The sequence below is a fragment of the Maribacter halichondriae genome (genome assembly GCF_027474825.1).
Taxonomy (GTDB): domain Bacteria; phylum Bacteroidota; class Bacteroidia; order Flavobacteriales; family Flavobacteriaceae; genus Meishania; species Meishania halichondriae.
Genome location: NZ_CP107030.1, coordinates 2761517 through 2787189 on the forward strand (window position 1 = coordinate 2761517; position 25673 = coordinate 2787189).

Annotated in this window: 22 protein-coding genes and 2 pseudogenes; 15 read left to right on the forward strand and 9 right to left on the reverse strand. The window is 41.7% G+C overall.

From position 1 onward, the window contains the following. Positions 1 to 178: 178 nt before the first annotated feature. From N8A86_RS12775 to N8A86_RS12790, 4 genes are all read left to right on the forward strand, one after another. On the forward strand, positions 179 to 781 hold the full coding sequence (locus tag N8A86_RS12775; RefSeq protein ID WP_273565750.1) for a CDP-alcohol phosphatidyltransferase family protein: 603 nt from the start codon (positions 179 to 181) through the stop codon (positions 779 to 781). A 7-nt stretch (positions 782 to 788) separates the two neighbouring features. Continuing rightward, a complete protein-coding gene (locus N8A86_RS12780) occupies positions 789 to 2006 on the forward strand; it encodes a metallophosphoesterase (protein ID WP_273565751.1) in 1218 nt (405 codons plus the stop codon). A 297-nt stretch (positions 2007 to 2303) separates the two neighbouring features. Further along, complete coding sequence (locus N8A86_RS12785) at positions 2304 to 3290, forward strand: AI-2E family transporter (RefSeq protein WP_273569066.1); 987 nt, start codon at positions 2304 to 2306, stop codon at positions 3288 to 3290. Further along, on the forward strand, positions 3287 to 3631 hold the full coding sequence (locus N8A86_RS12790; protein ID WP_273565752.1) for a hypothetical protein: 345 nt from the start codon (positions 3287 to 3289) through the stop codon (positions 3629 to 3631). Before N8A86_RS12785 ends, N8A86_RS12790 begins: the two co-directional genes overlap by 4 nt. A 49-nt stretch (positions 3632 to 3680) precedes the next feature. Here N8A86_RS12790 and N8A86_RS21600 read toward each other — a convergent pair whose 3' ends face one another. The 4 genes and pseudogenes from N8A86_RS21600 to N8A86_RS12805 form a co-directional block, all read right to left on the reverse strand. Next, a complete protein-coding gene (locus N8A86_RS21600) occupies positions 3681 to 3854 on the reverse strand; it encodes a hypothetical protein (RefSeq protein ID WP_337251600.1) in 174 nt (57 codons plus the stop codon). After that, positions 3848 to 4654, reverse strand: a complete 807-nt coding sequence (locus tag N8A86_RS12795; protein ID WP_337251806.1) for an MlaD family protein — start codon at positions 4652 to 4654, stop codon at positions 3848 to 3850. Before N8A86_RS12795 ends, N8A86_RS21600 begins: the two co-directional genes overlap by 7 nt. Before the next feature lie 9 nt (positions 4655 to 4663). Continuing rightward, a pseudogene (locus N8A86_RS12800) lies at positions 4664 to 5439 on the reverse strand (ABC transporter ATP-binding protein); the annotation flags it as partial. 1 nt (position 5440) lies between these two features. Next, positions 5441 to 6223 (reverse strand): MlaE family ABC transporter permease, encoded by a 783-nt coding sequence (locus N8A86_RS12805; protein WP_273565753.1) that lies wholly within the window; start codon positions 6221 to 6223, stop codon positions 5441 to 5443. Between the two features lie 334 nt (positions 6224 to 6557). On the opposite strand from N8A86_RS12805, the gene N8A86_RS12810 reads away from it, so the two are divergent. Beyond that, entirely contained in the window at positions 6558 to 7508 is a 951-nt protein-coding gene (locus N8A86_RS12810; protein ID WP_273565754.1) for a L,D-transpeptidase, read from the forward strand. A gap of 3 nt (positions 7509 to 7511) precedes the next feature. Here the strand turns inward: N8A86_RS12810 and N8A86_RS12815 are convergent, their stop codons facing one another. The 4 genes from N8A86_RS12815 to N8A86_RS12830 form a co-directional block, all read right to left on the reverse strand. Continuing rightward, positions 7512 to 7805: a chaperone modulator CbpM gene (locus tag N8A86_RS12815; protein ID WP_273565755.1), complete on the reverse strand. Its 294-nt coding sequence runs from the start codon at positions 7803 to 7805 to the stop codon at positions 7512 to 7514. Positions 7806 to 7826: 21 nt separating this feature from the next. Further along, the gene (locus N8A86_RS12820) at positions 7827 to 8270 is read right to left on the reverse strand and encodes a DnaJ C-terminal domain-containing protein (RefSeq protein WP_337251807.1); all 444 of its coding nucleotides are present in this window, start codon (positions 8268 to 8270) and stop codon (positions 7827 to 7829) included. Next, positions 8225 to 8626 (reverse strand): hypothetical protein, encoded by a 402-nt coding sequence (locus N8A86_RS12825; protein ID WP_273565756.1) that lies wholly within the window; start codon positions 8624 to 8626, stop codon positions 8225 to 8227. The genes N8A86_RS12820 and N8A86_RS12825 overlap by 46 nt, the downstream gene beginning before the upstream one ends. A 303-nt stretch (positions 8627 to 8929) precedes the next feature. After that, on the reverse strand, positions 8930 to 10294 hold the full coding sequence (locus N8A86_RS12830) for a cation:proton antiporter domain-containing protein (RefSeq protein ID WP_273565757.1): 1365 nt from the start codon (positions 10292 to 10294) through the stop codon (positions 8930 to 8932). Between the two features lie 356 nt (positions 10295 to 10650). Between N8A86_RS12830 and rimP the strand changes: the two genes are divergently transcribed. From rimP to infB, 3 genes are all read left to right on the forward strand, one after another. Next, positions 10651 to 11112, forward strand: a complete 462-nt coding sequence (rimP, locus tag N8A86_RS12835) for a ribosome assembly cofactor RimP (RefSeq protein ID WP_273565758.1) — start codon at positions 10651 to 10653, stop codon at positions 11110 to 11112. A gap of 13 nt (positions 11113 to 11125) precedes the next feature. Continuing rightward, entirely contained in the window at positions 11126 to 12358 is a 1233-nt protein-coding gene (gene nusA, locus N8A86_RS12840) for a transcription termination factor NusA (RefSeq protein WP_273565759.1), read from the forward strand. A gap of 73 nt (positions 12359 to 12431) precedes the next feature. Next, on the forward strand, positions 12432 to 15122 hold the full coding sequence (infB, locus tag N8A86_RS12845) for a translation initiation factor IF-2 (protein WP_273565760.1): 2691 nt from the start codon (positions 12432 to 12434) through the stop codon (positions 15120 to 15122). 43 nt (positions 15123 to 15165) lie between these two features. On the opposite strand, the gene N8A86_RS12850 is transcribed toward infB, so the two are convergent. Next, positions 15166 to 15537 (reverse strand): SPOR domain-containing protein, encoded by a 372-nt coding sequence (locus N8A86_RS12850; RefSeq protein WP_273565761.1) that lies wholly within the window; start codon positions 15535 to 15537, stop codon positions 15166 to 15168. Positions 15538 to 15769: 232 nt separating this feature from the next. On the opposite strand from N8A86_RS12850, the gene N8A86_RS12855 reads away from it, so the two are divergent. The 7 genes and pseudogenes from N8A86_RS12855 to N8A86_RS12885 all read left to right on the forward strand — a co-directional run bounded on the left by N8A86_RS12855 (position 15770) and on the right by N8A86_RS12885 (position 25668). Further along, complete coding sequence (locus N8A86_RS12855) at positions 15770 to 17149, forward strand: cytochrome c3 family protein (RefSeq protein WP_273565762.1); 1380 nt, start codon at positions 15770 to 15772, stop codon at positions 17147 to 17149. A 32-nt stretch (positions 17150 to 17181) separates the two neighbouring features. Beyond that, a complete protein-coding gene (locus N8A86_RS12860) occupies positions 17182 to 20343 on the forward strand; it encodes a TAT-variant-translocated molybdopterin oxidoreductase (RefSeq protein WP_273565763.1) in 3162 nt (1053 codons plus the stop codon). Between the two features lie 34 nt (positions 20344 to 20377). After that, positions 20378 to 22129, forward strand: coding sequence for an NrfD/PsrC family molybdoenzyme membrane anchor subunit (gene nrfD / locus N8A86_RS12865; protein WP_273565764.1), 1752 nt, complete (start codon positions 20378 to 20380; stop codon positions 22127 to 22129). 3 nt (positions 22130 to 22132) lie between these two features. Then, positions 22133 to 22726 (forward strand): DUF3341 domain-containing protein, encoded by a 594-nt coding sequence (locus N8A86_RS12870; RefSeq protein ID WP_273565765.1) that lies wholly within the window; start codon positions 22133 to 22135, stop codon positions 22724 to 22726. Beyond that, a complete protein-coding gene (locus N8A86_RS12875; protein WP_273565766.1) occupies positions 22665 to 23228 on the forward strand; it encodes a c-type cytochrome in 564 nt (187 codons plus the stop codon). Before N8A86_RS12870 ends, N8A86_RS12875 begins: the two co-directional genes overlap by 62 nt. A 16-nt stretch (positions 23229 to 23244) precedes the next feature. Beyond that, positions 23245 to 24581: pseudogene (locus N8A86_RS12880) on the forward strand (quinol:cytochrome C oxidoreductase). 28 nt (positions 24582 to 24609) lie between these two features. Further along, entirely contained in the window at positions 24610 to 25668 is a 1059-nt protein-coding gene (locus N8A86_RS12885) for a cytochrome c oxidase subunit II (RefSeq protein ID WP_273565767.1), read from the forward strand. The last annotated feature ends 5 nt before the right edge of the window (positions 25669 to 25673 follow it).

The window sequence follows — 25673 nt, forward strand, 5'->3', positions numbered from 1 at the left end:
ATGCGCATGTTCTCGACTTATTTCAATACATCTTGGCAATGAGCCTTTATTCGACAGGTTCATGTATGATATTTATCATTCTTCAAATGGCAATTGTCCCTTAGCTTTATCTCTAAGATGAAATTTGATACACGTCGAACATGTGCGGCGATATGACCTTTAAATACTATGAAAACCTATGTGGACCTTTAAAAACTTTAACATAGCCGATTGGTTTTCATTTTACCGTGTCATTGCAGTACCCTTATTAGTAGCGTTATTATGGTTCGGAGAACGCGAACTTTTTACTTGGTTCTTGCTCATTAGTTACAGTACCGATGCCATCGATGGGTATTTGGCTAGAAAACTCAAAATAACCAGTGCCCGAGGTTCACAATTAGATTCGATTGGGGATCAATTGACTTTTTCGATGGGCCTTATTGGCCTTATCATATTCGAGACCGCCTTTATCAAAGCGAATATCATACTCATTCTTATTGCATTTGTGCCTTATCTTCTTCAAATGGTAATCGCTTATTTCAAATATGGCAAGGCGACAGCCTTTCATACCTATCTTGCCAAATTTTCCGCTCTTGTTCAAGGTGTATTCATTTTGTGGCTCCTATTTTTTGGGCCGGTGTATTGGCTGTTCTACTTTATGATTGTATTGGGACTTTTGGAAACGATAGAGGAGATTACGCTTATCTTTATGTACGATACTTGGGTATCGGATGTAAAAGGTTTTTATTTCGCACTACAGGACAAAAGAAGATTTAATGGCACTGATGTCGTAAAACAATAAATAAAGCATGCGATCTTATTCCCTTTTCGCAATTGTTCTTTTATGTCTGGCATTATTACTCATAGATATTTTTGCTTTCTATTGGTTGCTTTCCATAACACGACCATTTCCATCTACGCTGCTGAAAAACAGCATTTATTTTGCTTTTTGGATTTTTACCATTGGGTTGATTACTTCCATTTTGATTCTAAAGATAAGACTAGATCTAGTCGCCCCTGAACGCCAACAACTTTTGATATCGAGATTGTACGGGTTGACCGTATCGTCATTTATCCCCAAACTGATTTTCGTAATCGTTATTAGCATTTTATACTTTTCAAACCATGTGTTTTCTGAAAGTGAATCGCTTATTGTGATTCCCTTAATTGGTGTTTTCTCCGGCTTTCTACCTTTTTTTGTGATTCTCTATGCTGTCTTTAGTGCGGTCTACCGGTTCAAGGTGCATCATATCAAATTGAAATGTGACGTTTTACCAACAAATTTTAAAGGGCTGCGTATTGTGCATATATCCGACCTTCATTTGGGCAGTTTTAATTTCAAGTATCATGTGCTGGACCGTGCCATCAAAAAAATAAATCATTTAAGGCCCGATTTTATCTTTTTTACGGGGGATCTGGTCAACAATTTCGCATGGGAATTAAGGGGATGGGATTCCGTTCTAAATCAATTGTCGGCCAAGCAAGGAAAATATGCCGTTTTGGGAAACCATGACTACGGCGATTACAGTCGATGGGAATCACAAAAAGAAAAACAGGACAATTTTCGTGGCATCAGGGATTTTTACAAAAAAATCGGTTTTAAACTGTTGATGAACGAGGCGGGCCTTTTTGAAAAGACGAATGAAAGAATGGCTATCATTGGAGTAGAAAATTGGGGAAATCCACCTTTTAAACAATATGGCGATTTGCAAAAGGCTTTGAAAAAAGTAAATGATATTCCCTTTAAAATTTTGCTGTCACACGATCCATCGCATTGGCGTGAAGAAGTGGCTCACCATACTAATATTGCTTTGACACTTTCTGGTCATACCCATGGTATGCAGGCCGGTATCAATCTCAAAAACAAAAAGTGGAGCCCTATCAAGTATAAATATGAACATTGGGCAGGTCTGTACAAGGAAAGCAAGCAATACCTTTATGTGACCCGAGGTCTAGGTTGGATGGGGTTCCCTGGTAGATTGGGCATGCGCCCTGAGATCACTTATATCCAATTGGAAAAGTCCTAGTCAATATACTTTCTTTATCGATATCAGTTCAACCCATCTAACGACTTCATAGATACTGATATTGGTCATTCCATAACCTCCAAAGCCGTCTTATTTTTGAAAAGATTTATTTTCCGATGAAAAGATATACCATCAACCTACCCAATGTTTTTTACTTTTTTGGCATTACTGCCTTAATCGTTTATCTGCTTATAGAAGGTCAAGTAATTCTTGTTCCGTTTATTTTTAGTTTTTTTTTGCCCTGATGCTAAAGCCTATTGTTAGTTTTTTTGAGGCTAAAATGCACAATAGATTCGTATCGATAATAGCAGCCTACCTTGTGGCCGTAGTACCTTTAATGGGAGTGCTTTTTTCTTCTTCAATCAATCCAGAATTTTGTTTGGTGAGCTACCTTCGGTTAGGGATAGGTTGAATAGTGTAGCAACAGAATCCATGGGATGGTTCGACCAGCAGTTCGAATTGGATCCCAAAACTTCATTTAACTGGGTATCAGAAAACCTTCTTTCCGTACTCGATCTTCCTTTAGGATTGTTACAAGAAAGCTTTCAATCGGGCACGACCATCCTTGTGAATACGGTCTTGATTAGTTTGATTACGTATTTCATGTTGTTATATCGAAAGGCGTTCAAGAATTTCTTTCTTTCACAGATCAATCCGAAATACAGGGAAACTACGGAACATCTTTTTGATCAGTTGCAAAAATTGACGAAGCGCTATATGATAGGGCAAGGACTGATCGTCGTTATTCTCGGTGTCCTCATTGGGTCGGGGTTATGGTTGATCGGCGTACCCTATCCTTTTTTCTGGGGGTTTTTGGCAGGCTTCCTTGAAATCATACCCTATGTAGGCACTACCATTGGTGGTATCCTGCCCTTTACCTATATGTTGATGGTCGCCGATACGCTTTGGCAACCTTGGGCAGTGTTGATCTTATATATTATAGTTCAACAAATAGAAGGTAATCTGATCTCGCCCAATGTAATGGGTTCTAGCATCAAGGTCAATCCATTATTTATCATAACAGGACTCTTTTTAGGGGGATTTATTTGGGGTGTCTCGGGCATGATTCTGGTATTACCCGTTTTGGCAATTTCCAAAGAGGTATTTAGAAGTTTTGATGTACTAGCTCCCCTTAGTTATTTGATGGAGGATGGGCTTTCAAGGAAATCAAATGTTTTTCTTGAAGAATTTGATAGCAGTGAGTACCGTTTTTTCCATGTTTTTTTTGAGGAAAAGGGGGATGGGAAAGAAAAAAAGAAAGCAATACTGATAATTGAGACATGAAGATAAAAGATAAATTGTTGGTGGTTAAAATCATCCATTCAATAATTTGGGTCTTCTATAATATGGTCATATTTTATTTGTTGTACGCCGTTATTGCGAATAAAATAGACCGTTGGGTATGGATCTGTGTTGGTTTGGTATTGCTAGAAGGCCTGATTTTGGTACTATTCAAAATGTTTTGCCCGTTGACCGTAATAGCTCGTAAATATTCCGATTCTACCAAAGATAATTTTGATATTTTTTTGCCGAATTGGTTGGCGAAGTACAATAAACTCATTTATACGAGCATTTTTGGTGGAGCGATTGTTATCCTGATTTATAGGCTCCTTACCTCCGACTGAATAAAGGTAATGGGAACCAAAATTTTTGGATCTTGGGATCATTATTTTCTTACTCCTTCTTTTCTTGCTCCTTTTTCTGCTTTCTAAAATAACCCCTGGTCAAAAAGTTATGCTTTAAGGCTTCCATGTTCTCATTGAAACGCTCCGTTCCTTGCTCGATGTTGAACATCGTTCTTTCCAATTGATTGACCACGGCAGTATCCTTTGAAACATAGTTTACCAAGCCATCCCCCCTTTTATTCCTCCGACAATGGTATTCAAATCTTGGGTCATCTTGTTTATTTCAATGCTGGATGTCTCTAGGTTTTCAATAACATTCCGCATTTTTCCAGCTGATATTGTATCGGTAAGGAGTACTCCCGCGGTGCTTTCCTCAAAATCGATTTTACCTATAATCTTGTTCAATTCGGAAATTGCGTAATTCGCTTGATTACTGGTATACTTTAAATTGGTAATCGTTTGTTGTAGATCGCCTGCCATCGTGGTATCGTTGAGCAACCTGCCCAAAGTACCTTTTCCCTTTATCAATGATTGGGTCACTTTCAAAAGATCTTCTGTCAACAAAGCCGCATTTTCATTGGTGGTATTCAAGGTAGTCATCATATCTTGAGTGGCCACTTTGCTATACGATGGTAGTTCGTCCCCCGGCTGTATCAACTGCGCAGTACCTTCCCCTGGAATGATGTTGATGAGCATGCTTCCTACGAGACCATCAGAACCAATAGCTGCTATGGCATCTTTTTTAATATGTTCCAGCATTTTGTCGGCAATAATCATATGTACCCTTATGGTAGTGTCGTTGACCATTTCGATCTTGTTTACCGTACCGACATTTATTCCCGAAAAACGGACATTGTTTCCATTTTGGAGTCCGCTAGCGTTCTTGAATACTGCTGTTACAGGAAAGGTCTTCCCGAACATATTTTGCCGGTTCCCGATTAGATATGCGGCTACGAGTAATAGCAGCGTACCAAGGACTACGAAAATGCCCAATTTCAAATTTTCCATTGCTGTCTTCGCCATACCGTTATTTTTTAAAAATGCTTCTACTTTTGGGTCATTGGATGCCGATAGTTCAGCATAGGTACCTTCCGCATAATTGATGCCATCCACCAATAAGATCATCTTTTCGGAAATGACCCGAGCGCAATCCACATCGTGCGTAATGATCAATGATGAGGTTCCATATTTCTTTTGAATGGACCGCATCAATTCTATAATCTCTTTGGAGGTAATCGGATCTAAACCGCTGGTAGGTTCATCGTACAAGATTACCTTGGGTTTTAAGATAAGTGTGCGGGCCAAGGCGACCCGCCGTTTCATTCCCCGGAAAGTTCGGCAGGCATTAAATCTAGCGTGTGGGCCAGACCTACATTTTCCAAAGCCTCAAGTACCAGAGGTGTAGTGTCATTAACAACACCCAACTTTTCTTTATGCCGCCGCATCGGGAATTCCAGATTTTCGCGAACGGTCATGGAATCGTATAATGCACTTCCTTGAAAAAGAAATCCGATGTCAGATCGCAGTTCGTCAAGATGCTGCTGATCAAGGGTATTAATTTCCTTCCCTAAAACCTCTACATAACCACTATCAGGAGTTATCAATCCGACCAAGCACTTGATCATGACCGACTTTCCAGAACCTGATTTTCCCATGACCACCAGATTTTCGCCTTTATACAAGGTCATATTGAAACCGTTCAATACGTGGTTGTCGCCAAAACTTTTACGCAGGTCACTTATTTCAATGACCACCTCCTTCTCTTCGACCTTAGCCTCTGCAATCTTTATATGTTCTTTTGTATTCATATTAGAGTTCATAAAAAATATCGGAAATAAATACAGCGATAAAATCCACAACGAACAGTAAAAGCGAGGCCATGACCACGGCTGTATTTGCCGCCAAGCCAACGCCGGCCGTTCCCTTATCGCTATAATATCCTTTGTAACAGCCCACAAGTCCAATGACAAATCCGAAAAAGAACGACTTAATGGTTGCCGGTACCAGGTCCCCATAGGATAAGGCATCAAAAACCGTATTGAAATAGAGTTGGAACGAAACGGCACCCTTTAAATTTTCAATCAAGGCCGAGCCATAAAGAGCGACCAAATCGCCGAAAATAACCAATAAGGGAAGCATTAGAGTAGTGGCCAGAATTCGAGTTACGACCAGATATTTAAACGGATTGGTACCCGAAACTTCCATGGCATCGATTTGTTCGGTAACACGCATTGAACCTAATTCCGCACCAATTCCTGAAGCGATTCGACCTGCACAGATCAAAGCTGTAATTACGGGACCTATTTCACGTACAATTGAAATTCCAACCATATTGGGCATCCATGAGACTGCGCCAAATTGAATAAGTGTAGGTCTGGATTGTAGTGTGAACACCAAACCGATAATAAACCCTGTCAAACCGACCAACAATAATGAGCGAACGCCCATTTGGTAACATTGTCGATGCAATTCCTTCAATTCGAACGGCGGTTTTAAAACCTCCTTAAAAAAACGACCCGCAAAATAGGAGAGGTCACCTATTTGGATAAAAAACTGTTTGGTCTTATCGACCATTTCAGTTGCTAGCGTCATATTACTTTCCAGAGTTTCTATGGGTTTCACCAAATATAGAGTAGGCGCAATTGGTTAAAAATGACGATGGTCATACGGTCAAACACTGGAAAATTCATGCCGTAAAAGAGTTTGGATTGGTGAAGAGACCCATGAAGACCCGTTGGTGGTTCGGGGAATCAAAACCCAAGCGATCATGACGCAAGTCATATTTTTGATGTTAGCTACCTCCTACTTTTGAGAAAAGTGTGTGATGCACGCAACAAATTTGGATATTCTGTTGTAGGAACTGAAAATGACCTCGGCAGAAAGACCCGGTCAGGGGGCGCTTTTAGAAGAATCAGAAAATAAGCCTATGCCAAGAAAATGCAAACATAGTAGGGGCTGGTTATTGATAGGTATGGTGTGGCTGATCCTGGTATCGTGCAATACCCATAATCCGACCCAAGGTGAAAAGATGACCACGAATATCAAAGTATTTTTGGCGGACAAGAATAAATTAGATTTACCCACTAACATTCAAATAAACCAAAATGTAACCATTGGTGAGTATTTTGGTTATATGGATTCTTTGGTGCGACGTTATGATACTTTGGTTCCTTACCCATTATCGGAACATCTTTTGGCACGGAATAATCCTTGGGTCATCGATACCTTGGCCAACACCGATTATTATCGAATGATAGAACGGGATTCATTTGTGTACGACCAAAGGAAAATGATCGTTCTTCCTAAAGGTAGCATCCTGCAATTTCCAGATTCCTTAAAAGCTTGCACGATACTTCGGAATTTTGAACGTACCGAAATTGATGTAAATATTCCTGAATATACACTCCGCATCTTTCAAGATTCCATTTTACTTTACACCTTTCCCGTACGTGTCGGTCAGAATCGAAAGCGCTATTTGGCAATGGGAGACCGCGAAACCGATCTACGGACCAAACGGGGCAAAGGCACGATAGTAAAACATGTAAAGCATCCCGATTTTTACAATCCTGTGGATGGAAAGCAATTTTTCTTGACGAAAAGGGATGATGGCCAAACTACGCTAATGCCCCAAATACCTTGGATAGAAACGCAGATCAATGGGGTCAGAAACGGACAGATGATACACCCGACGACGAATCCGGAAACTCTGGGCAAGGCCTATTCCAATGGATGTATCGGTACAAAGGAAGCTGATGCCTGGGTCATTTATTACTACGCCCCGTTGGGAACCGGAATACGAATACGTTATGATCTACAGAATTTCGAGGAGGGAATTGTAGTATCTATCTTTAAGGATGTTTATGGCTATGGCATCTAAGGTCTAAGGCCTCTCATACCTTCCTAATCGCCGTTTTAGCGACCGAATCTCTTCAGGCATTTGTTGCATCCTTTCCATTAAGCAGTGAATAGCCTCTATGCCTACCCAATTGATACTCAGATCTTGGTGGAGTCGAACCATTCTTTCCACTTTGGGCAAGTCCTCTAAAGTGATAAAACGGTCATTGTTATGCACCTCAAGAATTATCAAATCATACGATTCCAATTCTATGTTGAAGGTTTGGTCTATCTTATGGACCTGGCAAAAGTCATTGATATGTATTAATTGCGTTTCCATCCGAATTAGATTATAGGTTCGTTACTGCCAATACCTCAAAAAGTTCTTTTTGCCTTTTGGTAAGTTTAGAAGGTATCTTAGCCGATACGTAATGAATGGATCTCCGAACTGCCCTTCTTTTTTGTACTTGGGCAATCCTTTTCGGGTCAGTTTTACTTTGGTTCCGTTTTGAGTTTCGGACTTCACACTCGACTTTACCTTTCCGCTTAAGGTTTCCGTAGTGATTTCCCCTCCCAGAATAGCAGTGGTAAAACGTATTTCCACCGATTTATAAAGATTGTCTTTTTCTCGCCCGAAACTTGTATTGTTCAGAATTTTGAAAGAGATGTACAGGTCGCCATCGGGACCATTATTTACTCCGGGGCCGCCATGTCCGGTAATTTTAATGGTCTGTCCGTCTTCTTCTCCTGCGGGGATGGTTATGCGAACAAGGTTTTTAGATTTGCGTTTTGGCTTAGATCTAATGTCGCAAGAACATCATTATTAGCAAAGCTCAGATTTTCTAATAAGGTTAATGTCGAGAGTGGTACGGTAGTAAAATTATTGCTGCCTAAATTTAAATCCGTCAAATCGACAAAGATTTCTAACCCGCTAAAGTCGGTAATATCGGTTCTGGTAATGGTAATCGTTGTGATCGTTGTCGCATCACTATCTAGAATATCTCTGGTTAGGCCGTTGGTATCTATGCCTAAATCAATAAGTTCTTGCTCGAAATTGGCATCGGGTATTGGGGTCGTCTGAGCTGCTAGGGTACAAGCGAACAATAGCAACAAATAGGGTAGTATCTTTTTTGTCGTAAGTCTTGATTGGTTACCCGACAAATGGTAGGGTCTTTCGATAACGGAAACTAGTGGCGCTTATTATGTAACTCGCTGATTTTGTTGTGAATATGCGAGTTATGGATGTGGTCGAAAGATATTCTGCAATTTAATGCTGGTAATTTCTGTGATGGTAAGCGGATTTTGGTAACGGCAGAATGTGTTTTGCCATCATTTTCCTAGACTGAAAATTAGTGATACTGAATGATAGTTGTCAAAACTGTTACAACATCAAAACTTGGTGCATTTTACCTATGCCAGCTATATTGATTTTGGTTTTTAGCATCGAATTTTTCAGGCCCTACACTATTCTTTTGGAATATCCTTTTTGATCTCCGAAGCGTTTTCAGTAAAGCTATCTTTGTGCGAAGTTTCCGGTTGCGATACTTCCTGGTTACCCTCCAAACCATGATTATGCTCCCTTAAAGCATCTTCCGCCTCGTTTCTAGCCAAAAGTTCCTCATCAATTTCATCGAGCAGGGTACCCATCTTTTTCTTATCCTTGATCATGGCCCAGGTCATAATAAGGCTGGTGGCAATAATGACAAAAAGTAGCACCCCGGTAGGGAAACTTTCAATTTGAGCTTGCGCAGGTATGGCATAGAACAATAATACGGTAATCAATCCTCGGGGGGCGATAAAGAGCTGCGGTAGAATGTCCTTTCCGATAAACACCCTCAACAACACCCATCGAATGGCATAGATCGAGGCGATGATCAAAATACTGATTAGTGCCACATTGAGGCTAAAGAGGGAAGTCAGTACTATGGTCAGTCCAAAAATAACGAAGAAGAATGTACGCACTACAAAGGCCGTTTCGAGTGTGATAATATGTAGTTCGTGATAGATTTGGTGTATTTTTTCGTGCTCTAAGAACACTTCCATTTTTCCAGGGAAGAAGAGTTTTATGTTTTTGATGACCAGTCCGAAAATGAGTATAATGATTAAAGAAGATAAGTGCATTTTTTTTCCGACGGCATATAACAAAAGCAGTACGGCAATCAATAAAAATTGCTTCGCTTGGCTCTTAATCCGTTGAAAAATAAGGATCAGGGCGTAGCTGGCTGCTATGGCCACGACAATGGTCAAGACAATGTTTCCCGCAAAACCGGCAACACCACCATCTTGGGCAGGGTCTAACCCTCCTGCCAGAAAATAAAACATCATAATACCCATGATATCGGAAAAAGTGCTTTCGTAGATATGGAATTCTTTTTTATCCTCCGATAATCCTCCGACACTAGGTATGATAATCGCACTCGACAAAATAGAAAGTGGCGTGGCATACAACCAGGCCGATTGCATGGTCATTTCCGGAATGAATTGATAAATGATCAAAGCGGCCACCCAGGCCGAGGCGACCAGACCGATTAAGGCAATGGCCATCGATTTCAAGATAGGCACCAACTTTTCACGTTTCAGTTCAAGTTCCAATGCCGCTTCGAGTACGATCATAATCAATCCTACCGTTCCTAAAATCTCAAGCGATCCCGAGAAATCGGGCAAGGTGGGAATGAAATATTTTAAGATATACTGTAAGATGACCCCCAGTACGATCAACATCAGCACCGAGGGTATATTGGTCTTTTTCGAAATACCATTGAACCAAAATGAAAGAATTACGATGACGGCCGCTGCAATAATAAGATCGAATGAGGATAGAATTTCCATAAGGTTGGTTTTTCGAATTGAATTGTTTAAAAATAACATTTAAAAAGTTATGGTACTTTTTTAAGGCATCAAATAACAAGGGTGAGTGTAAAACCACGTATTGAATTCACAGTGGTTTTGTATGCCTAACAAGATATACGGATGACGATTATGTTGCATTTCAAAAAAAATGTATATTTGCACCACTGAAAGAATAGTAAAGTATTCATGAGGGGACCATTATAGTCCTCTTTTTTGTTTGTGAAACTTTGGTTTGAAAGGCTGAGAAGCAGTCGAATCAAACCAATCAGTTGAACAAATTCCCTCAAAGGCGGGAATCTGTAGCAGGCGGGAATCTCTTGAAAAGAAACAGGGCTATGTTGAAAGATAAGGCAGAGGTACTTTTGAAAGAAGCGGTGGCACAAGACGAATCATTGTTTCTGATCGATTTTTCGGTTTCGACCGATAACAAGGTAAAAGTGGTTCTTGACGGTGACAATGGGGTTTCGGTAGAAGATTGCATGAAGGTAAGTAGGGCCATTGAACACAATTTGGATCGTGAGGAAGAAAATTTCTCACTTGAAGTGGCCTCTGCCGGCGCAACGGCGCCATTGCATTTGCCCCGACAGTTTAAAAAAAATATTGGAAGAAAGTTACAGGTCGATACCCTTGAGGAGAGTTTTGAGGCTAATTTGACCGCCACCACGGACAAAGGAATTGTCCTGGAATGGAAAGCAAGGGAACCCAAACCCATAGGAAAAGGGAAAGTTACGGTTCAGAAAAAAAGAGAGATCGATTTTTCTGATATCAAGGAAGCAAAAGTTGTTTTAAAATTTTAATTCTAGTTTAGAAATGGAAAATATTGCGTTGATCGAGTCTTTCTCGGAATTTAAGGATGACAAGTTCATTGACAGGGTAACGCTGATGGCGATTTTGGAAGACGTGTTCCGGAATGCGCTTAAGAAAAAATTCGGATCCGATGATAACTTTGATATTATCATCAACCCAGACAAAGGAGATTTGGAAATCTGGAGAAATAGGATTGTAGTTGAAGATGGCGAGGTAGAGGAGCCCAACGAAGAAATTTCATTATCTGAGGCGCGTAAAATCGAGCCTGATTTTGAGGTTGGGGAAGACGTTTCTGAAGAGGTGAAATTAATCGATTTAGGAAGAAGGGCCATTTTAGCCCTTCGTCAGAATTTGATTTCGAAAATCCATGAACACGATAATACCACTATTTACAAACAATTTAAAGATCTTGAGGGCGAAATATATACCGCAGAGGTACATCATATTCGCCACAAGGCCATTATCTTATTGGATGATGAGGGCAATGAGATTATACTTCCGAAAGACCGTCAAATTCCTTCCGATTTTTTCCGAAAGGGAGATAATGTTCGTGGTATCATTGAAAGTGTTGAATTAAAAGGAAGCAAGCCGACCATTATCATGTCAAGAAGCTCGCCCAAATTTTTAGAGCAATTGTTCTTTCAAGAAATTCCCGAAGTGTTCGATGGGTTGATTACGATAAAGAAAGCAGTGCGTATACCAGGGGAGAAAGCCAAGGTTGCCGTGGATTCTTATGATGACCGTATTGACCCGGTTGGTGCCTGTGTGGGTATGAAAGGTAGTCGTATTCACGGCATCGTACGAGAATTGGGCAATGAAAATATCGACGTAATTAATTGGACGGCCAATCCACAGTTAATGGTCACCCGGGCATTGAGTCCTGCGAGAGTGACCTCGGTGAAACTGAACGATGAGAAAATGACTGCGCAGGTCTATTTAAAGCCAGAAGAGGTCTCCAAAGCTATTGGACGAGGCGGACATAATATTCGATTGGCAGGCCAATTGACCGGATACGAGATAGACGTCTTTAGGGAAGGCGTCGAAGAAGATGTAGAATTGACCGAATTCTCGGATGAAATCGAGGCATGGATTATCGAAGAATTCAAGAAGATCGGTATGGATACGGCACGTAGTGTCTTGGAACAAGATGTAGACGACCTGGTAAAACGTACCGATTTAGAAGAAGAAACAATTGTGGAAGTTGTACGTATACTGAAAGAAGAATTAGAAGATTAGCTATATATTAGCAGCAAATAACAAGGAAACGACTCATTTTTGATGTATTTCCGAAGAACAGGAAACGGTATTTATGGCAGATAATGCAACGGTAAGGCTTAATAAAGTTTTAAGGGAACTTAATATTTCTCTGGATAGGGCGGTTGATTTTCTCAACTCCATAGGTCACGATGTGGATGCACGTCCGACGACCAAAATTTCCAATGAGGTATATCAGGTGCTGCTTGATGAGTTCCAGACCGATATGAGCAAGAAAGTTGCATCAAAAGAGGTCGGAGAGGAAAAACGCAAGGAGAAGGAAGCCATAAGATTACAGTTGGAACAAGAACAGGAAGAAAGGCGTTTGGCACGTGAAAAACGTTCCGCAGCTTCCGAAATCGTAAAGGCCAAGGCAGCTGAATTGAGCGGGCCAAAAACCATTGGTAAAATAGACCTTAATCCCAAGAAAAAAGCCAAAGAAGAAGTCGCTAAGAAAGAAGTCGTTAAAGCGAAGGAGGAAAAACTAGAGGAAACTCCGGTCAAAGAATCAAAAGCTACAGAACCTGCTAAAGAAGAGGTAAATGAGGTAAAAAAGGAAACATCCAAAACGGATGAAGAACTCCCAAAAGAAAAAATAGAAACACAATATAAAAAGCTTTCAGGGCCAACGATAGCAGGAGACAAGATTGACCTTTCCAAATTTCAAAAGCCCAAAAAGAAGAAAGAAGAGCCGAAGACGGGTGATACCAACGACCGTAAGAAAAGAAGAAAACGAATTGTCAGCAATACCGACAGCTCGAGAAGGGGCTCAGGTTCCGATGCAAGAAAAGGTGGAAAACGTTTTGCGACCGTCAACAAGGTAGAGCCTACCGAAGAGGATGTGCAAAAACAGGTTCGTGAAACACTTGAAAAGCTTCAAGGAAAATCTAAAAAAGGGAAAGGCGCCAAATATAGAAGAGACAAAAGAGATCAGCACCGTCAACAGACAGAGGCCGATCTTGAACAACAAGAACTGGAGAGTAAAATCTTAAAGGTAACAGAGTTCGTAACGGCGAGCGAGGTAGCGACCATGATGGATGTTCCGACTACCGAAATCATTTCGGCTTGTATGTCTCTGGGCATTATGGTGACCATGAACCAACGTTTGGATGCCGAGACGCTATCCATAGTCGCCGATGAGTTTGGCTATGAAGTCGAATTCGTAACGGCCGATATCGAGGAAAGCATTATCGAAGAAGAAGATGCACCTGAAGATTTGGAGCCAAGAGCACCTATTGTTACCGTTATGGGCCATGTTGACCATGGTAAGACATCGCTGTTGGACTATATTCGTCAAGAAAATGTAATCGCTGGAGAAAGCGGCGGAATCACGCAGCATATCGGTGCCTACGCTGTAACCTTGGAAAACGGACAAAAAATCTCGTTCTTGGATACTCCGGGTCACGAAGCCTTTACGGCGATGCGTGCTCGTGGGGCTCAGGTGACCGATATTGCGATCATAGTCATTGCTGCGGATGATGACATCATGCCGCAGACCAAAGAGGCCATAAGCCATGCCCAGGCGGCAGGTGTGCCTATTGTTTTTGCAATAAATAAAATTGATAGGCCGACGGCCAACCCGGATAAAATTAAAGAAGGGCTTGCCAACATGAACCTTTTGGTCGAGGATTGGGGAGGAAAAATCCAATCGCACGACATTTCCGCAAAGACGGGTGAAGGAGTTAAAGAATTGTTGGAAAAAGTATTATTGGAGGCCGAACTTTTAGAATTAAAAGCCAATCCAAATAAATTGGCCAGTGGAACCGTAGTAGAGGCATTCTTGGACAAAGGAAAAGGATATGTTTCCACGATATTGGTACAAGCGGGAACCTTGAAAATCGGGGATTATGTATTAGCAGGAACGTGTAGCGGTAAGATTAAGGCCATGCAAGACGAACGCGGAAAAATTGTCGAAAAAGTCGGGCCTTCTTCGCCCATCTCGATTTTAGGTCTTGACGGCGCGCCACAAGCTGGTGACAAGTTCAACGTCATGGAAGATGAGCGTGAAGCAAAAGGCATTGCGAACCGCAGGTCTCAGTTACAACGCGAACAGTCCGTTAGAACGCAGCGGCATATAACGCTTGATGAAATTGGAAGACGTATCGCCTTGGGCGACTTTAAAGAGCTGAATATCATTCTTAAAGGTGATGTGGATGGTTCCGTAGAGGCTTTGACCGATTCGTTCCAACAATTGTCAACCGATGAGATTCAGGTGAATATCATTCATAAAGCGGTCGGACCGATTACAGAGTCCGATGTATTGTTGGCCTCCGCTTCCGATGCGGTAATCATCGGGTTTAATGTGAGACCTATGGGTAATGCGAGAACGGTTGCCGATAAAGAGGAAATCGATATCCGCATGTATTCCATCATCTACGATGCCATTAATGATCTCAAAGATGCCATGGAGGGAATGCTCTCCCCAGAAATCAAGGAGGAGATTACGGGCACTGCCGAAATACGCGAAACCTTCAAAATTTCAAAAATCGGTACCATTGCAGGATGTATGGTAACTAGTGGAAAAATATTCAGAAACTCAAATATTCGATTGATACGGGATGGTGTTGTCATCTATACCGGAGAACTTTCATCGCTGAAGCGTTTCAAAGACGATGTCAAGGAAGTGGCAAAAGGTTATGATTGTGGACTTCAGATCAAGAATTACAACGACATTCAGGAAAGTGATATCGTTGAGGCTTTCCAAGAGGTTGCCGTGAAAAAGAAGTTGAAGTCAAAAGCAAAATAGATGGGGTTTATTAAAACGCTATCGAATAGCTAAAAAAATCGACCTATTTGGTCGATTTTTTTGGTTTTAAAAGCATTGCGTCAGGATATTTTACCCGTACTTCCATAAACTTTCGTTCAGCATCCAGTTTGTCTTTGAATCGACCGATTCTTACACGATATGTAGGTGAGTCAAAATCGATTTTTGTTGGAAGATTAGGGAAATCTATTTCCACTTCCGATTTTATTCTTTCTGCTTTCGAAAGCGGCCCGAAACCCACTTGGATTCTATAATATTCAGCGTTTGAATTGGCTGATTTATAAATCTCGAGCAGGTCGGTAATTTTGGTATCCTGTTGAATGTTTACTTGACCTTGTTGGCCGTACGAGAAAGTAACGGCAAGTAGTATAACCAGTGTATAAATGGATGTTTTCATCACAATTTTCTATTAAAGGTAATGGATGGTACAAATGTAATTTTTAAATCCCTAAAGGGATCAAAATCTCATTTATTTAGAACAATTATAAATTATAAATTATAAATCCGTTAACATTTTCCAAATAAAGTCTATGTCGTATTTTTGCGGTCAATTTAGGTGTCGATAAAGACTACTTTCATCCTTTATATAGGAATTATCGTGCCAAGATTTCGATTGAAATATTCTATATATGAAAAAGGTTACATACCGCGATCAACTAGCCAAAGTTTTAGGTATCAGTTTATTAGTAATCCTATTTTTTTCACATTCTCTTATTGCGCAAGAAGAGGCCACAGATGAAATGATCGATATAGTCGAGACCGCTGTTTCAGATGCGGGTGAGGGTGATCCTGTGAACGGGAAGGCACTTTTCAATCAAAATTGTGCCGCTTGTCATGCCATGGATCGAAAAATGACAGGCCCGGCACTGGCAAATGTAGAAAGTCGTCTTGCCGAGGAAGAAGGTTTGGACAAGGCCTGGTTATATGCTTGGATAAAGAATAGTCCAGCAATGATTAAATCGGGCGATGCCTATGCCGTCAAAATCTACAACGAGTACAATCAGGCGGCGATGACCGCTTTCCCGACACTTTCTGACGGGGATATTGATGATATTTTAGCGTATACGGCAGCACCTGCAGCTGCACCTGCAGCCCAGGCCGCCACTTCGGACTCAGGTGGAGGAGATGCTTCAAAATCATCGGGAATTTCGAACGAACTCATTCTGGGGGCCTTGGCCTTAGTGTTCGCGTTACTGATTTTTATGCTTTTCTCTGTCAACAAAACATTGAGAAGGGTCATGGAGGCCAATGGGGTAGAGGTGGAAAAGGAAGTGGGTAAACGCACTCCTATTTGGAAGGCTTTTGCCAAAAATCAATTTTTGGTGCTTGTTACGGCCATATTTTTGCTTTTGGGAAGTGCTTATTTTGCCTACGGATGGATGATGCAAATAGGTATCGATCAAGGGTATCAGCCAATACAGCCTATCCACTATTCTCATAAAGTACATGCGGGTGACAATAAAATCGAATGTAAGTATTGCCACTCTTCGGCGAGGGTTTCAAAACACTCGGGTATACCTTCTTTGAATGTTTGTATGAATTGTCATAAGTCTATTTATGAATATAAGGGCAATCCTGAAGGGCCAAGTAGTGAAGATTTAGCCAACGGGTATACCAATGAATTCTATACTGGTGAAATCAAGAAATTGTACAAAGCCGTTGGGTGGGATGAAGAGAATCAGAAATACACTGGGGAGTCTCAGCCAGTAGAGTGGGTTCGAATTCATAACCTTCCCGACTTTGCTTATTTCAATCATTCGCAACATGTTTCGGTAGCGGGTATCGAATGTCAAACCTGTCACGGTCCTGTTGAGGAAATGGAAATTATGTACCAATATTCTCCGTTGACCATGGGTTGGTGTATCAATTGCCACCGAGAAACCAATGTGAAAGTCGAAGGCAACGAATATTATGAAAAAATTCATGCAGAGCTTTCCAAGAAATATGGAGTTGAGAATTTGACCGCGGCACAAATGGGTGGCCTTGAATGTGGAAAGTGCCACTATTAAACTATTAAGCAGCTAATTACAGAGATATACGTATGGCATCGAATAAAAAATATTGGAAGAGCGAAGCGGAGTTAAACCCTAACGATTCCATTGTTGAGACGCTAAAGCAGAACGAATTTGTCGAAGAAATTCCAGTGGATGAATTTTTGGGTGACAAAGAAGGTTTGTCATCAAGTAGTACCAATCGAAGGGACTTTTTGAAGTATGTCGGTTTCAGTACTGCTGCGGCTGCAATGGCGGCCTGTGAAGGCCCTGTGATTAAGTCCATACCGTATGTTGTACAACCTGAGAACATTATTCCTGGGGTAGCAAATTACTACGCGACTACCATTGCCAACGGATTTGATTTTGCCAGTATCTTGGTAAAAACACGTGAAGGAAGACCTATAAAAATCGAAAATAATACCGATGTAAAAGTAGGCGGAGGTGCCAATGCACGAGTACAGGCTTCTGTACTTTCGCTATATGATTCAACGCGTTTGCAAGGTCCGGTATCGGGCGGAGAACCTGTGGATTGGGATACTTTAGATACCCGGGTACGTGCCCAATTAGGAACGGCAAGTAATTCAGGAAAACAAATCGCCATATTGACACAGACCTATGCGAGTCCGTCGACAAAAAGATTGATGGCGGAATTCAAGGAGGCTTACCCGACCGCTACTCATATAACCTATGACGCTATTTCAGAAGATGCGGCCCTGACCGCTTTTGAAAACCAATACGGAGAACGTGCCTTAGCCGATTATGATTTTGAAAAGGCAGGACTCATCGTTTCTTTCGGAGCTGATTTCTTAGGAGATTGGCAAGGTGGTGGATATGATGGCAGCTATTCGAAAGGGCGTGTGCCAAAGAACGGTAAAATGTCACGACATGTGCAGTTCGAGGCCAATATGTCTTTGACCGGTGCCAATGCGGACCAAAGAATTCCTTTGACGCCGATGCAACAGAAAGTAGCTTTGGCGCAATTATATGCCAAGTTGAACGGTACAAGTATCGGTGGGGAGTTACCTGAATATGCACAAAGAGCATTGGATGTTATTGTAAAGCAAATCGGAGCGAACAAATCAGGAGCGGTAGTCGTTACCGGAATTGATGACGTAAACGCCCAAGCGGTAGTTTTGTCTATTAATGAAATGTTAGGTAGTACGGCCTTCGATGCCGCTGCACCCAGATATACAAGGCAAGGTAATACAAAAGCTGTCAACCAATTGGTAGCTGATATGAAGGCCGATAAGGTCGGGGTGTTATTGATGGATGGGGTCAACCCCATGTATTCGCTTCCCAACGCTTCCGATTTTAAGGAAGGTCTGGAAAAGGTTGATTTGTCGGTAGCATTTTCGACGAACTGGAACGAGACTACAGAGGCTGCTACGTTCACGGCCGCTGCCAATCATTATTTGGAATCTTGGGGTGATACCCAATTGAAAAAAGGTCATTATAGTTTGATGCAGCCCGCGATTCGTGAATTGTTCGATACCAGACAATTCCAAGGAGCGATGCTACAATGGATGGGCAGTGACAAAAGCTACTACGATTATATCAAGGAGACTTGGAACACTTTCGTTTTGAACGGAGGCAGTTGGAGCCAGGCTTTGCAAGATGGTGTGTTCTCTGGTTCAAGTGCGCCGATGGATTCGGAAAGTGAAATGGCCGATCCGGCCATATCTGCTCCGGTCATTGCCGATAAAGAAGCTGAGGATGAGACGGAAGAAGTTGCCGAAACGACTACGAATTCAATAGCGAATTCGGTTCAAAGTTTGGCTAATGCTACCAGTGGTGGCGGAATGGAATTGACACTGTATTCCAAAGTAGGCATGGGCGATGGTCAGCAAGCCAACAACCCATGGTTACAAGAGTTTCCGGATCCGATTACCCGTGTAACTTGGGACAATTATGTTATTGTTTCAAGAGCAGATTCAGAAAAATTGGGACTTGAAAATTGGAATGTTGCCAATGGTGGCATGAATGGTAGTTATGCGAAAATTACAGTGAATGGCGTGACGATTGACAATGTTCCTGTTATCGTTCAACCGGGTCAAGCAAACGGGTCTATAGGTCTTTCATTCGGTTATGGCAAGAAAGTCGGAATGAAGTCGGAAATGCAGACCGGTGTGAACGCCTTTTTATTATATCAAGGATTCAATAGTATTCAATCTGCAACAATAGAAAAATCTGCCGGGGAGCATGAATTTGCTTGTGTTCAGCTACATAAGACATTGATGGGTAGGGGCGATATTATTAAAGAGACCACTCTAGAAATATTCAATACCAAAGATCATTCGGAATGGAACGAAGTTCCTATGGTGTCTTTAAACCATCAAGAAGTTCCTGCCACAACGGTAGACCTTTGGGATAGTTTTGATCGCTCAATCGGGCATCATTTTAATATGTCCATCGATTTGAATGCCTGTACGGGTTGCGGTGCTTGCATTATTGCCTGTCATGCCGAGAACAACGTTCCGGTGGTCGGAAAACAAGAGGTACGAAAAAGTAGGGATATGCACTGGTTGCGTATCGATAGATATTATTCCTCCGAAGAAACATTTGAAGGGGATAATACCAAAAAAGATGAATTTGATGGTCTTTCTGGAGAGAAGGGTTCTTTGGGTGGGTTTGGTGAGTTGGAGCATCCAGCGGCCAATCCTCAAGTGGTTTTTCAACCTGTGATGTGCCAGCACTGTAACCATGCGCCGTGTGAAACGGTCTGTCCGGTTGCGGCAACATCGCACGGTCGTCAGGGTCAAAATCAGATGGCATACAACCGATGTGTAGGTACGCGGTATTGTGCGAACAACTGTCCGTACAAAGTGCGTCGATTTAACTGGTTCCTCTATAACAATAATGACGAGTTCGATTTCCATATGAACAATGATTTAGGCAAGATGGTATTGAATCCTGATGTGAACGTTCGTTCAAGAGGGGTTATCGAAAAATGTTCGATGTGTATCCAAAAAACACAGAAAACGATTTTGGATGCCAAAAGGGATGGTCGATTGATTAAGGATGGTGAATTCCAGACCGCATGTTCATCCGCATGTAATAACGGAGCCATCGTTTTTGGAGATGTTAATGATAAAGAAAGTAAAATTGCCGAGTTGAAAGAAAGTGATAGGATGTACCATTTATTGGAGAGTGTGGGAACAAAACCCAATGTATTCTATCATGTAAAAGTGAGAAACACTAACGAAGCATAAAAATATAATTAGAAAGTAACTATAATAGAAGTCTATGGCGTCGCATTACGAAGCACCTATACGAAAACCCTTAGTTATCGGAGACAAAGGCTACCACGATGTTACCGTGGATATTGCCGCTCCTGTAGAAGGTAAGGCCAATAAGCACTGGTGGATTGTTTTTACCATTGCGTTGGTAGCATTCCTTTGGGGCGTTGGGTGTATTATCTACACGATTTCAACAGGTATCGGTACATGGGGTCTTAACAAGACCGTAAACTGGGCCTGGGATATTACCAACTTCGTTTGGTGGGTAGGTATTGGTCATGCAGGAACACTAATTTCAGCAGTACTCCTGCTCTTTAGACAAAAATGGAGAATGGCCATCAACCGTTCTGCGGAGGCGATGACCATTTTCTCGGTGATTCAAGCTGGACTTTTCCCGATCATTCACATGGGTCGCCCTTGGTTGGCCTATTGGGTTTTACCTATCCCGAACCAATTCGGTTCGCTTTGGGTCAACTTTAATTCCCCTTTATTGTGGGATGTATTCGCGATATCGACCTATCTGTCCGTTTCACTGGTTTTCTGGTGGACAGGTTTGTTGCCTGATTTTGCCATGATCCGAGATCGCGCGGTAAGACCTTTTCAAAAGAAAATTTATAGCCTTTTGAGCTTCGGATGGAGTGGACGCGCAAAAGATTGGCAGCGATTTGAGGAGGTTTCCTTGGTATTGGCCGGACTAGCTACTCCGTTGGTACTTTCTGTTCACACCATTGTATCCTTCGACTTTGCTACCTCGGTCATCCCCGGATGGCATACTACCATTTTTCCACCCTACTTTGTTGCCGGTGCGATTTTCTCAGGTTTTGCTATGGTGAATACCCTTTTGATAATTATGCGTAAAGTATGTCATTTAGAAAATTATATTACCGTACAGCATATCGAATTGATGAATATAGTCATCATGTTGACAGGATCTATTGTAGGTTGTGCCTATATCACTGAGTTGTTTATGGCTTGGTATTCAGGGGTTGAATATGAACAATATGCCTTTTTGAATAGGGCAACAGGACCGTACTGGTGGGCCTATTGGTCAATGATGACCTGTAATGTATTCTCGCCTCAGTTCATGTGGTTCAAGAAATTGCGTACCAGTATCATGTTCTCGTTCTTTATTTCGATTGTGGTAAACATAGGTATGTGGTTCGAACGTTTTGTAATTATCGTGACTTCGCTTCACAGAGATTACCTTCCTTCTTCATGGACGATGTTCTCACCAACATTTGTCGATATCGGAATTTTCATCGGTACCATAGGATTCTTCTTTGTATTGTTTCTCTTGTATGCAAGAACCTTCCCGGTAATTGCTCAGGCCGAAGTAAAATCCATTTTGAAGTCCTCAGGTGAGAGGTACAAGAAATTGCGTGATGCGGGCCAGCCATTGTACACTATTGAAAAGAAGGGTATTGTTGCGGAACCTAAAAAAGAAATAATTACCGACGATGTTCTTATGGGAGAAGTTGTTCCTGCTAAAGATGATAAACTTGGCGTTAATGAACTTCTTAGTTCCATTGGAACCTTCGATTCCGCTAAGGAAACACCTGATGATTTGAAAAAAGTAAAAGGCATCGGGCCAAAAATGGAACAGACATTGAACCAAATAGGAATTTACACTTTTGCACAAGTAGGCCGAATGACCGCTAAGGAATACGATTTGTTGGATTCTATTACCGAAGCATTTCCCGGTAGGGCACAACGCGATGACTGGGCTGGGCAAGCTCGAATTTTAAATTCTAAGAAATAAGATATGGCATCTAAAGTTATACATGCATATTACAACGATGATGACGTGCTTATGCATGCGGTCAAAAAAGTAAAGGCGGAGAAACATCATATCGAGGAAGTGTTTTGCCCATTTCCGGTACATGGTTTGGACAAGGCGATGGGGCTTGCCCCTACACGGATTGCCATCACATCTTTTATGTATGGATGTTTGGGCTTGGTGGTCTCCATAGTCATGATGAATTACATTATGATTGAAGATTGGCCTCAAGATATCGGTGGAAAACCGAGTTTCAGTTATATAGAGAATATGCCGGCTTTTGTGCCAATTATGTTCGAATTGACAGTATTCTTTGCGGCGCATTTAATGGTGATTACGTTTTATTTGAGAAGTAGACTTTGGCCTTTTAAAAAAGCTGAGAATCCGGACGTAAGAACGACCGACGATCATTTTATTATGGAAATCGAGTTGCACGACAATGAAAAGGAACTTACAAATTTGTTGTTGGATACCGGTGCCGTTGAAATTAATGTATCAGAAAAAACCTTCATTGAATATGAACAGTTTTGTAAAAATAATAGTTGTCTTTGGGCTGATTTTGACGATTGCTTCGTGTAACACGGATAAAAAAGAACCCAATTATCAATACATGCCGAATATGTACGAACCTGTGGGTTACGAGACGTATGGTGAGGTCGATTTTTTACCGAACAATCAAGAGGCCAAGTTGCCGGCTGAAAATACGATTATGAGAGGTTGGTTGCCCTATGAATTTGAGAACACTCCTGAAGGTAAAGAATTGGCAAGATTGAATCCGAGTCCGCTAGATTCGTTGCAAATGGAAGATAATCTAGCTTCGGGCCAAGCCTTGTATACGATTTACTGTGCTATTTGTCATGGCGACAAGGGTGCTGGGCAAGGTACTTTGGTGAAGCGCGAAAAAATACTTGGTGTGCCAAGCTATGCTGATGCCGCGAGAAGCATTACGGTAGGAACGAGTTATCATACAATGCAGTATGGTCTAAATTCCATGGGCTCATATGCCTCCCAAATGAATACGGAAGAAATGTGGCAGGTTTCGGAATATGTGATGAAACTCAAACAAGACTTAACAAAATAATACAGAGAACAGAGCTATGTATACGGTTTCTAATAAGTTGAAAATAGGTTCCATTATTCTAATGGTCGTTGGAGCTTTGGGTATAATCGGAGGATTCGTATCCGCACCGGGTACGGTCGAAGAGGCGAAGGCCATAGTGGCAAGCCACGACGATGGTCATGGTGAATCTCATGGCGAAGATGCCGCGCATGTTGGCGACCAATCCCATGGAGCGGTCGGTGAACATAGTGGTGAAGCAACGCATGACGCCTCTCACGACGAGCACCTACTGCACCAATTACAGAACAAACCTTGGGCCGCACTATATGTTGCCGCCTTCTTTTTCATGATGATTGCTTTGGGGGTTCTAGCCTTCTATGCTATTCAACGGGCCGCTCAGGCAGGTTGGTCTCCACTACTATTTCGGGTAATGGAGGGCATAACGGCTTACTTGGTTCCAGGCGGTATTGCGGTTTTTGTGCTGTTGGTCTTGTCGGTCATGCACATGAACCATCTGTTTGTATGGATGGACCCCGAGGTCGTTGCACACGACGAATTGCTACAGGGAAAAGCAGGGTATCTCAATCCAACTTTCTTTTTAATAAGGGCCGTCATCTTTTTAGGAGGCTGGATTGCCTATAGGGAATATTCCAGAAAGCTATCATTGCAACAAGATGAGTCTGGAGATAATTCGAATTTCAAACTGAACTTTAGAATATCGGCCGCCTTTTTGGTCTTCTATTTGATATCCGAGTCCATCATGTCTTGGGATTGGATTATGAGCGTAGACCCACACTGGTTCAGCACACTTTTTGGTTGGTATATTTTTGCCAGCATGTTCGTATCGGGCATCACGGTAATTGCAATGGTAACCATCTATTTGAAATCAAAGGGACATTTGCCCGATGTGAATGACAGCCACATTCATGACTTGGCGAAATTTATGTTCGGTATCAGTATATTTTGGACGTATCTATGGTTCTCACAATTTATGCTGATATGGTATTCCAATATTCGGAAGAGGTTACGTATTACGTAACCCGAATAGAAGACTATAAATTACCATTTTTTGGAATGGTAGTGATGAACTTTTTGTTCCCCGTGCTTTTATTGATGAATAGCGATTACAAGCGTATCAATTGGTTCGTTATCATGGCAGGAATCGTAATTTTGGCAGGGCATTATATGGATATATTCAATGCAATCATGCCATCAACGGTTGGAGACCAATGGTACATAGGAATGGCCGAGATAGGTGCAGTATTGTTTTTTGCAGGATTCTTTATTTTCTGGGTATTTAGGGCCCTTTCAAGTGCACCTTTGCAGCCCAAACGGAATCCCTTTATCGAGGAGAGCCGTCATTTTCATTATTAGTAAGTAAAGTATAATATTAAATCATACAATGACTACATTATTAACTTTAACCGTTTTGATACTGGTGGCCGTCGCAATTTGGCAGATGACCAAAATATTCGAACTCAGTCAGCTTAGAACGGAAACGGCGCAGATTGCGAACGACAAGGATAACAAGAACAACGGATATCTTATGTTGGTCTTTCTGGTGTTCATCTACGGGATAACGATTTTCAGTTTTTGGAAATACGGTAAATTCCTTTTGCCCGAATCGTCTTCCGCACATGGTGCAGAGTATGATTCCTTGATGTTATGGTCATTTGTGATTATATTTATAGTCCAGACGATTACTCAATTCTTATTACATTATTATGCGTATAAGTATAAAGGTAAAAAAGGAAAAAAGGCTTTGTTTTTCGCCGATAACAATATGCTTGAAGCCATTTGGACCATAATACCCGTTATCGTTCTTGCAGGACTTATTTTATGGGGCCTCTACACATGGACCGATATTATGGATATTAATGACGATGACGATCCGTTGGTGGTAGAGCTTTATGCTCAGCAGTTCAACTGGACGGCTCGATATGGTGGGGCTGACAATGTTCTTGGCGGTGCCAATGTGCGTATGATCGATATTGACAAAGCCAATGTTCTAGGTTTAGATGAAGGGGACTCCTATGCCTCCGATGATGTCATAGTTAAAGAATTGCATCTTCCTGTCGGTAGAAAAGTGAACTTCAAGTTTCGTTCGCAAGATGTATTGCACTCGGCGTATTTCCCCCATTTCAGGGCCCAGATGAACTGCGTTCCTGGTATGACTACCGAGTTTTCCTTTACTCCGATTACCACTACTGCAGAAATAAGGCAAAACCCTGATGTAATTGATAAAGTAGAACGAACGAACAAGATCAGGGCTGAAAGGGCTGCCAATGGTGAACCGAATTCAGACCCATGGGAATATGACTATATCTTGCTCTGCAACAAAATTTGTGGAAAGTCGCATTATAACATGCAGATGAAGATTATTGTGGAGACAGAGGAAGAATATAACGAGTGGATGAAGACCCAACGGACGTTTGGTCAGACAATGGCATCGATGCAATAACGAGC

Coding starts and splice junctions, on each gene's coding strand:
- N8A86_RS12815 (WP_273565755.1), bottom strand. CDS start 7,805: ATGGAAACGCAATTAATACATATCAATGACTTTTGCCAGGTCCATAAG.
- N8A86_RS12860 (WP_273565763.1), top strand. CDS start 17,182: ATGGCATCGAATAAAAAATATTGGAAGAGCGAAGCGGAGTTAAACCCT.
- N8A86_RS12830 (WP_273565757.1), bottom strand. CDS start 10,294: ATGGAAATTCTATCCTCATTCGATCTTATTATTGCAGCGGCCGTCATC.
- N8A86_RS12810 (WP_273565754.1), top strand. CDS start 6,558: ATGCCAAGAAAATGCAAACATAGTAGGGGCTGGTTATTGATAGGTATG.
- nusA (WP_273565759.1), top strand. CDS start 11,126: ATGGAAAATATTGCGTTGATCGAGTCTTTCTCGGAATTTAAGGATGAC.
- N8A86_RS12870 (WP_273565765.1), top strand. CDS start 22,133: ATGGCATCTAAAGTTATACATGCATATTACAACGATGATGACGTGCTT.
- N8A86_RS12885 (WP_273565767.1), top strand. CDS start 24,610: ATGACTACATTATTAACTTTAACCGTTTTGATACTGGTGGCCGTCGCA.
- nrfD (WP_273565764.1), top strand. CDS start 20,378: ATGGCGTCGCATTACGAAGCACCTATACGAAAACCCTTAGTTATCGGA.
- N8A86_RS12775 (WP_273565750.1), top strand. CDS start 179: ATGTGGACCTTTAAAAACTTTAACATAGCCGATTGGTTTTCATTTTAC.
- N8A86_RS12780 (WP_273565751.1), top strand. CDS start 789: ATGCGATCTTATTCCCTTTTCGCAATTGTTCTTTTATGTCTGGCATTA.
- N8A86_RS12795 (WP_337251806.1), bottom strand. CDS start 4,654: ATGGCGAAGACAGCAATGGAAAATTTGAAATTGGGCATTTTCGTAGTC.
- N8A86_RS12850 (WP_273565761.1), bottom strand. CDS start 15,537: ATGAAAACATCCATTTATACACTGGTTATACTACTTGCCGTTACTTTC.
- N8A86_RS12855 (WP_273565762.1), top strand. CDS start 15,770: ATGAAAAAGGTTACATACCGCGATCAACTAGCCAAAGTTTTAGGTATC.
- rimP (WP_273565758.1), top strand. CDS start 10,651: ATGTTGAAAGATAAGGCAGAGGTACTTTTGAAAGAAGCGGTGGCACAA.
- infB (WP_273565760.1), top strand. CDS start 12,432: ATGGCAGATAATGCAACGGTAAGGCTTAATAAAGTTTTAAGGGAACTT.
- N8A86_RS12805 (WP_273565753.1), bottom strand. CDS start 6,223: ATGACGCTAGCAACTGAAATGGTCGATAAGACCAAACAGTTTTTTATC.
- N8A86_RS12790 (WP_273565752.1), top strand. CDS start 3,287: ATGAAGATAAAAGATAAATTGTTGGTGGTTAAAATCATCCATTCAATA.
- N8A86_RS12875 (WP_273565766.1), top strand. CDS start 22,665: ATGAACAGTTTTGTAAAAATAATAGTTGTCTTTGGGCTGATTTTGACG.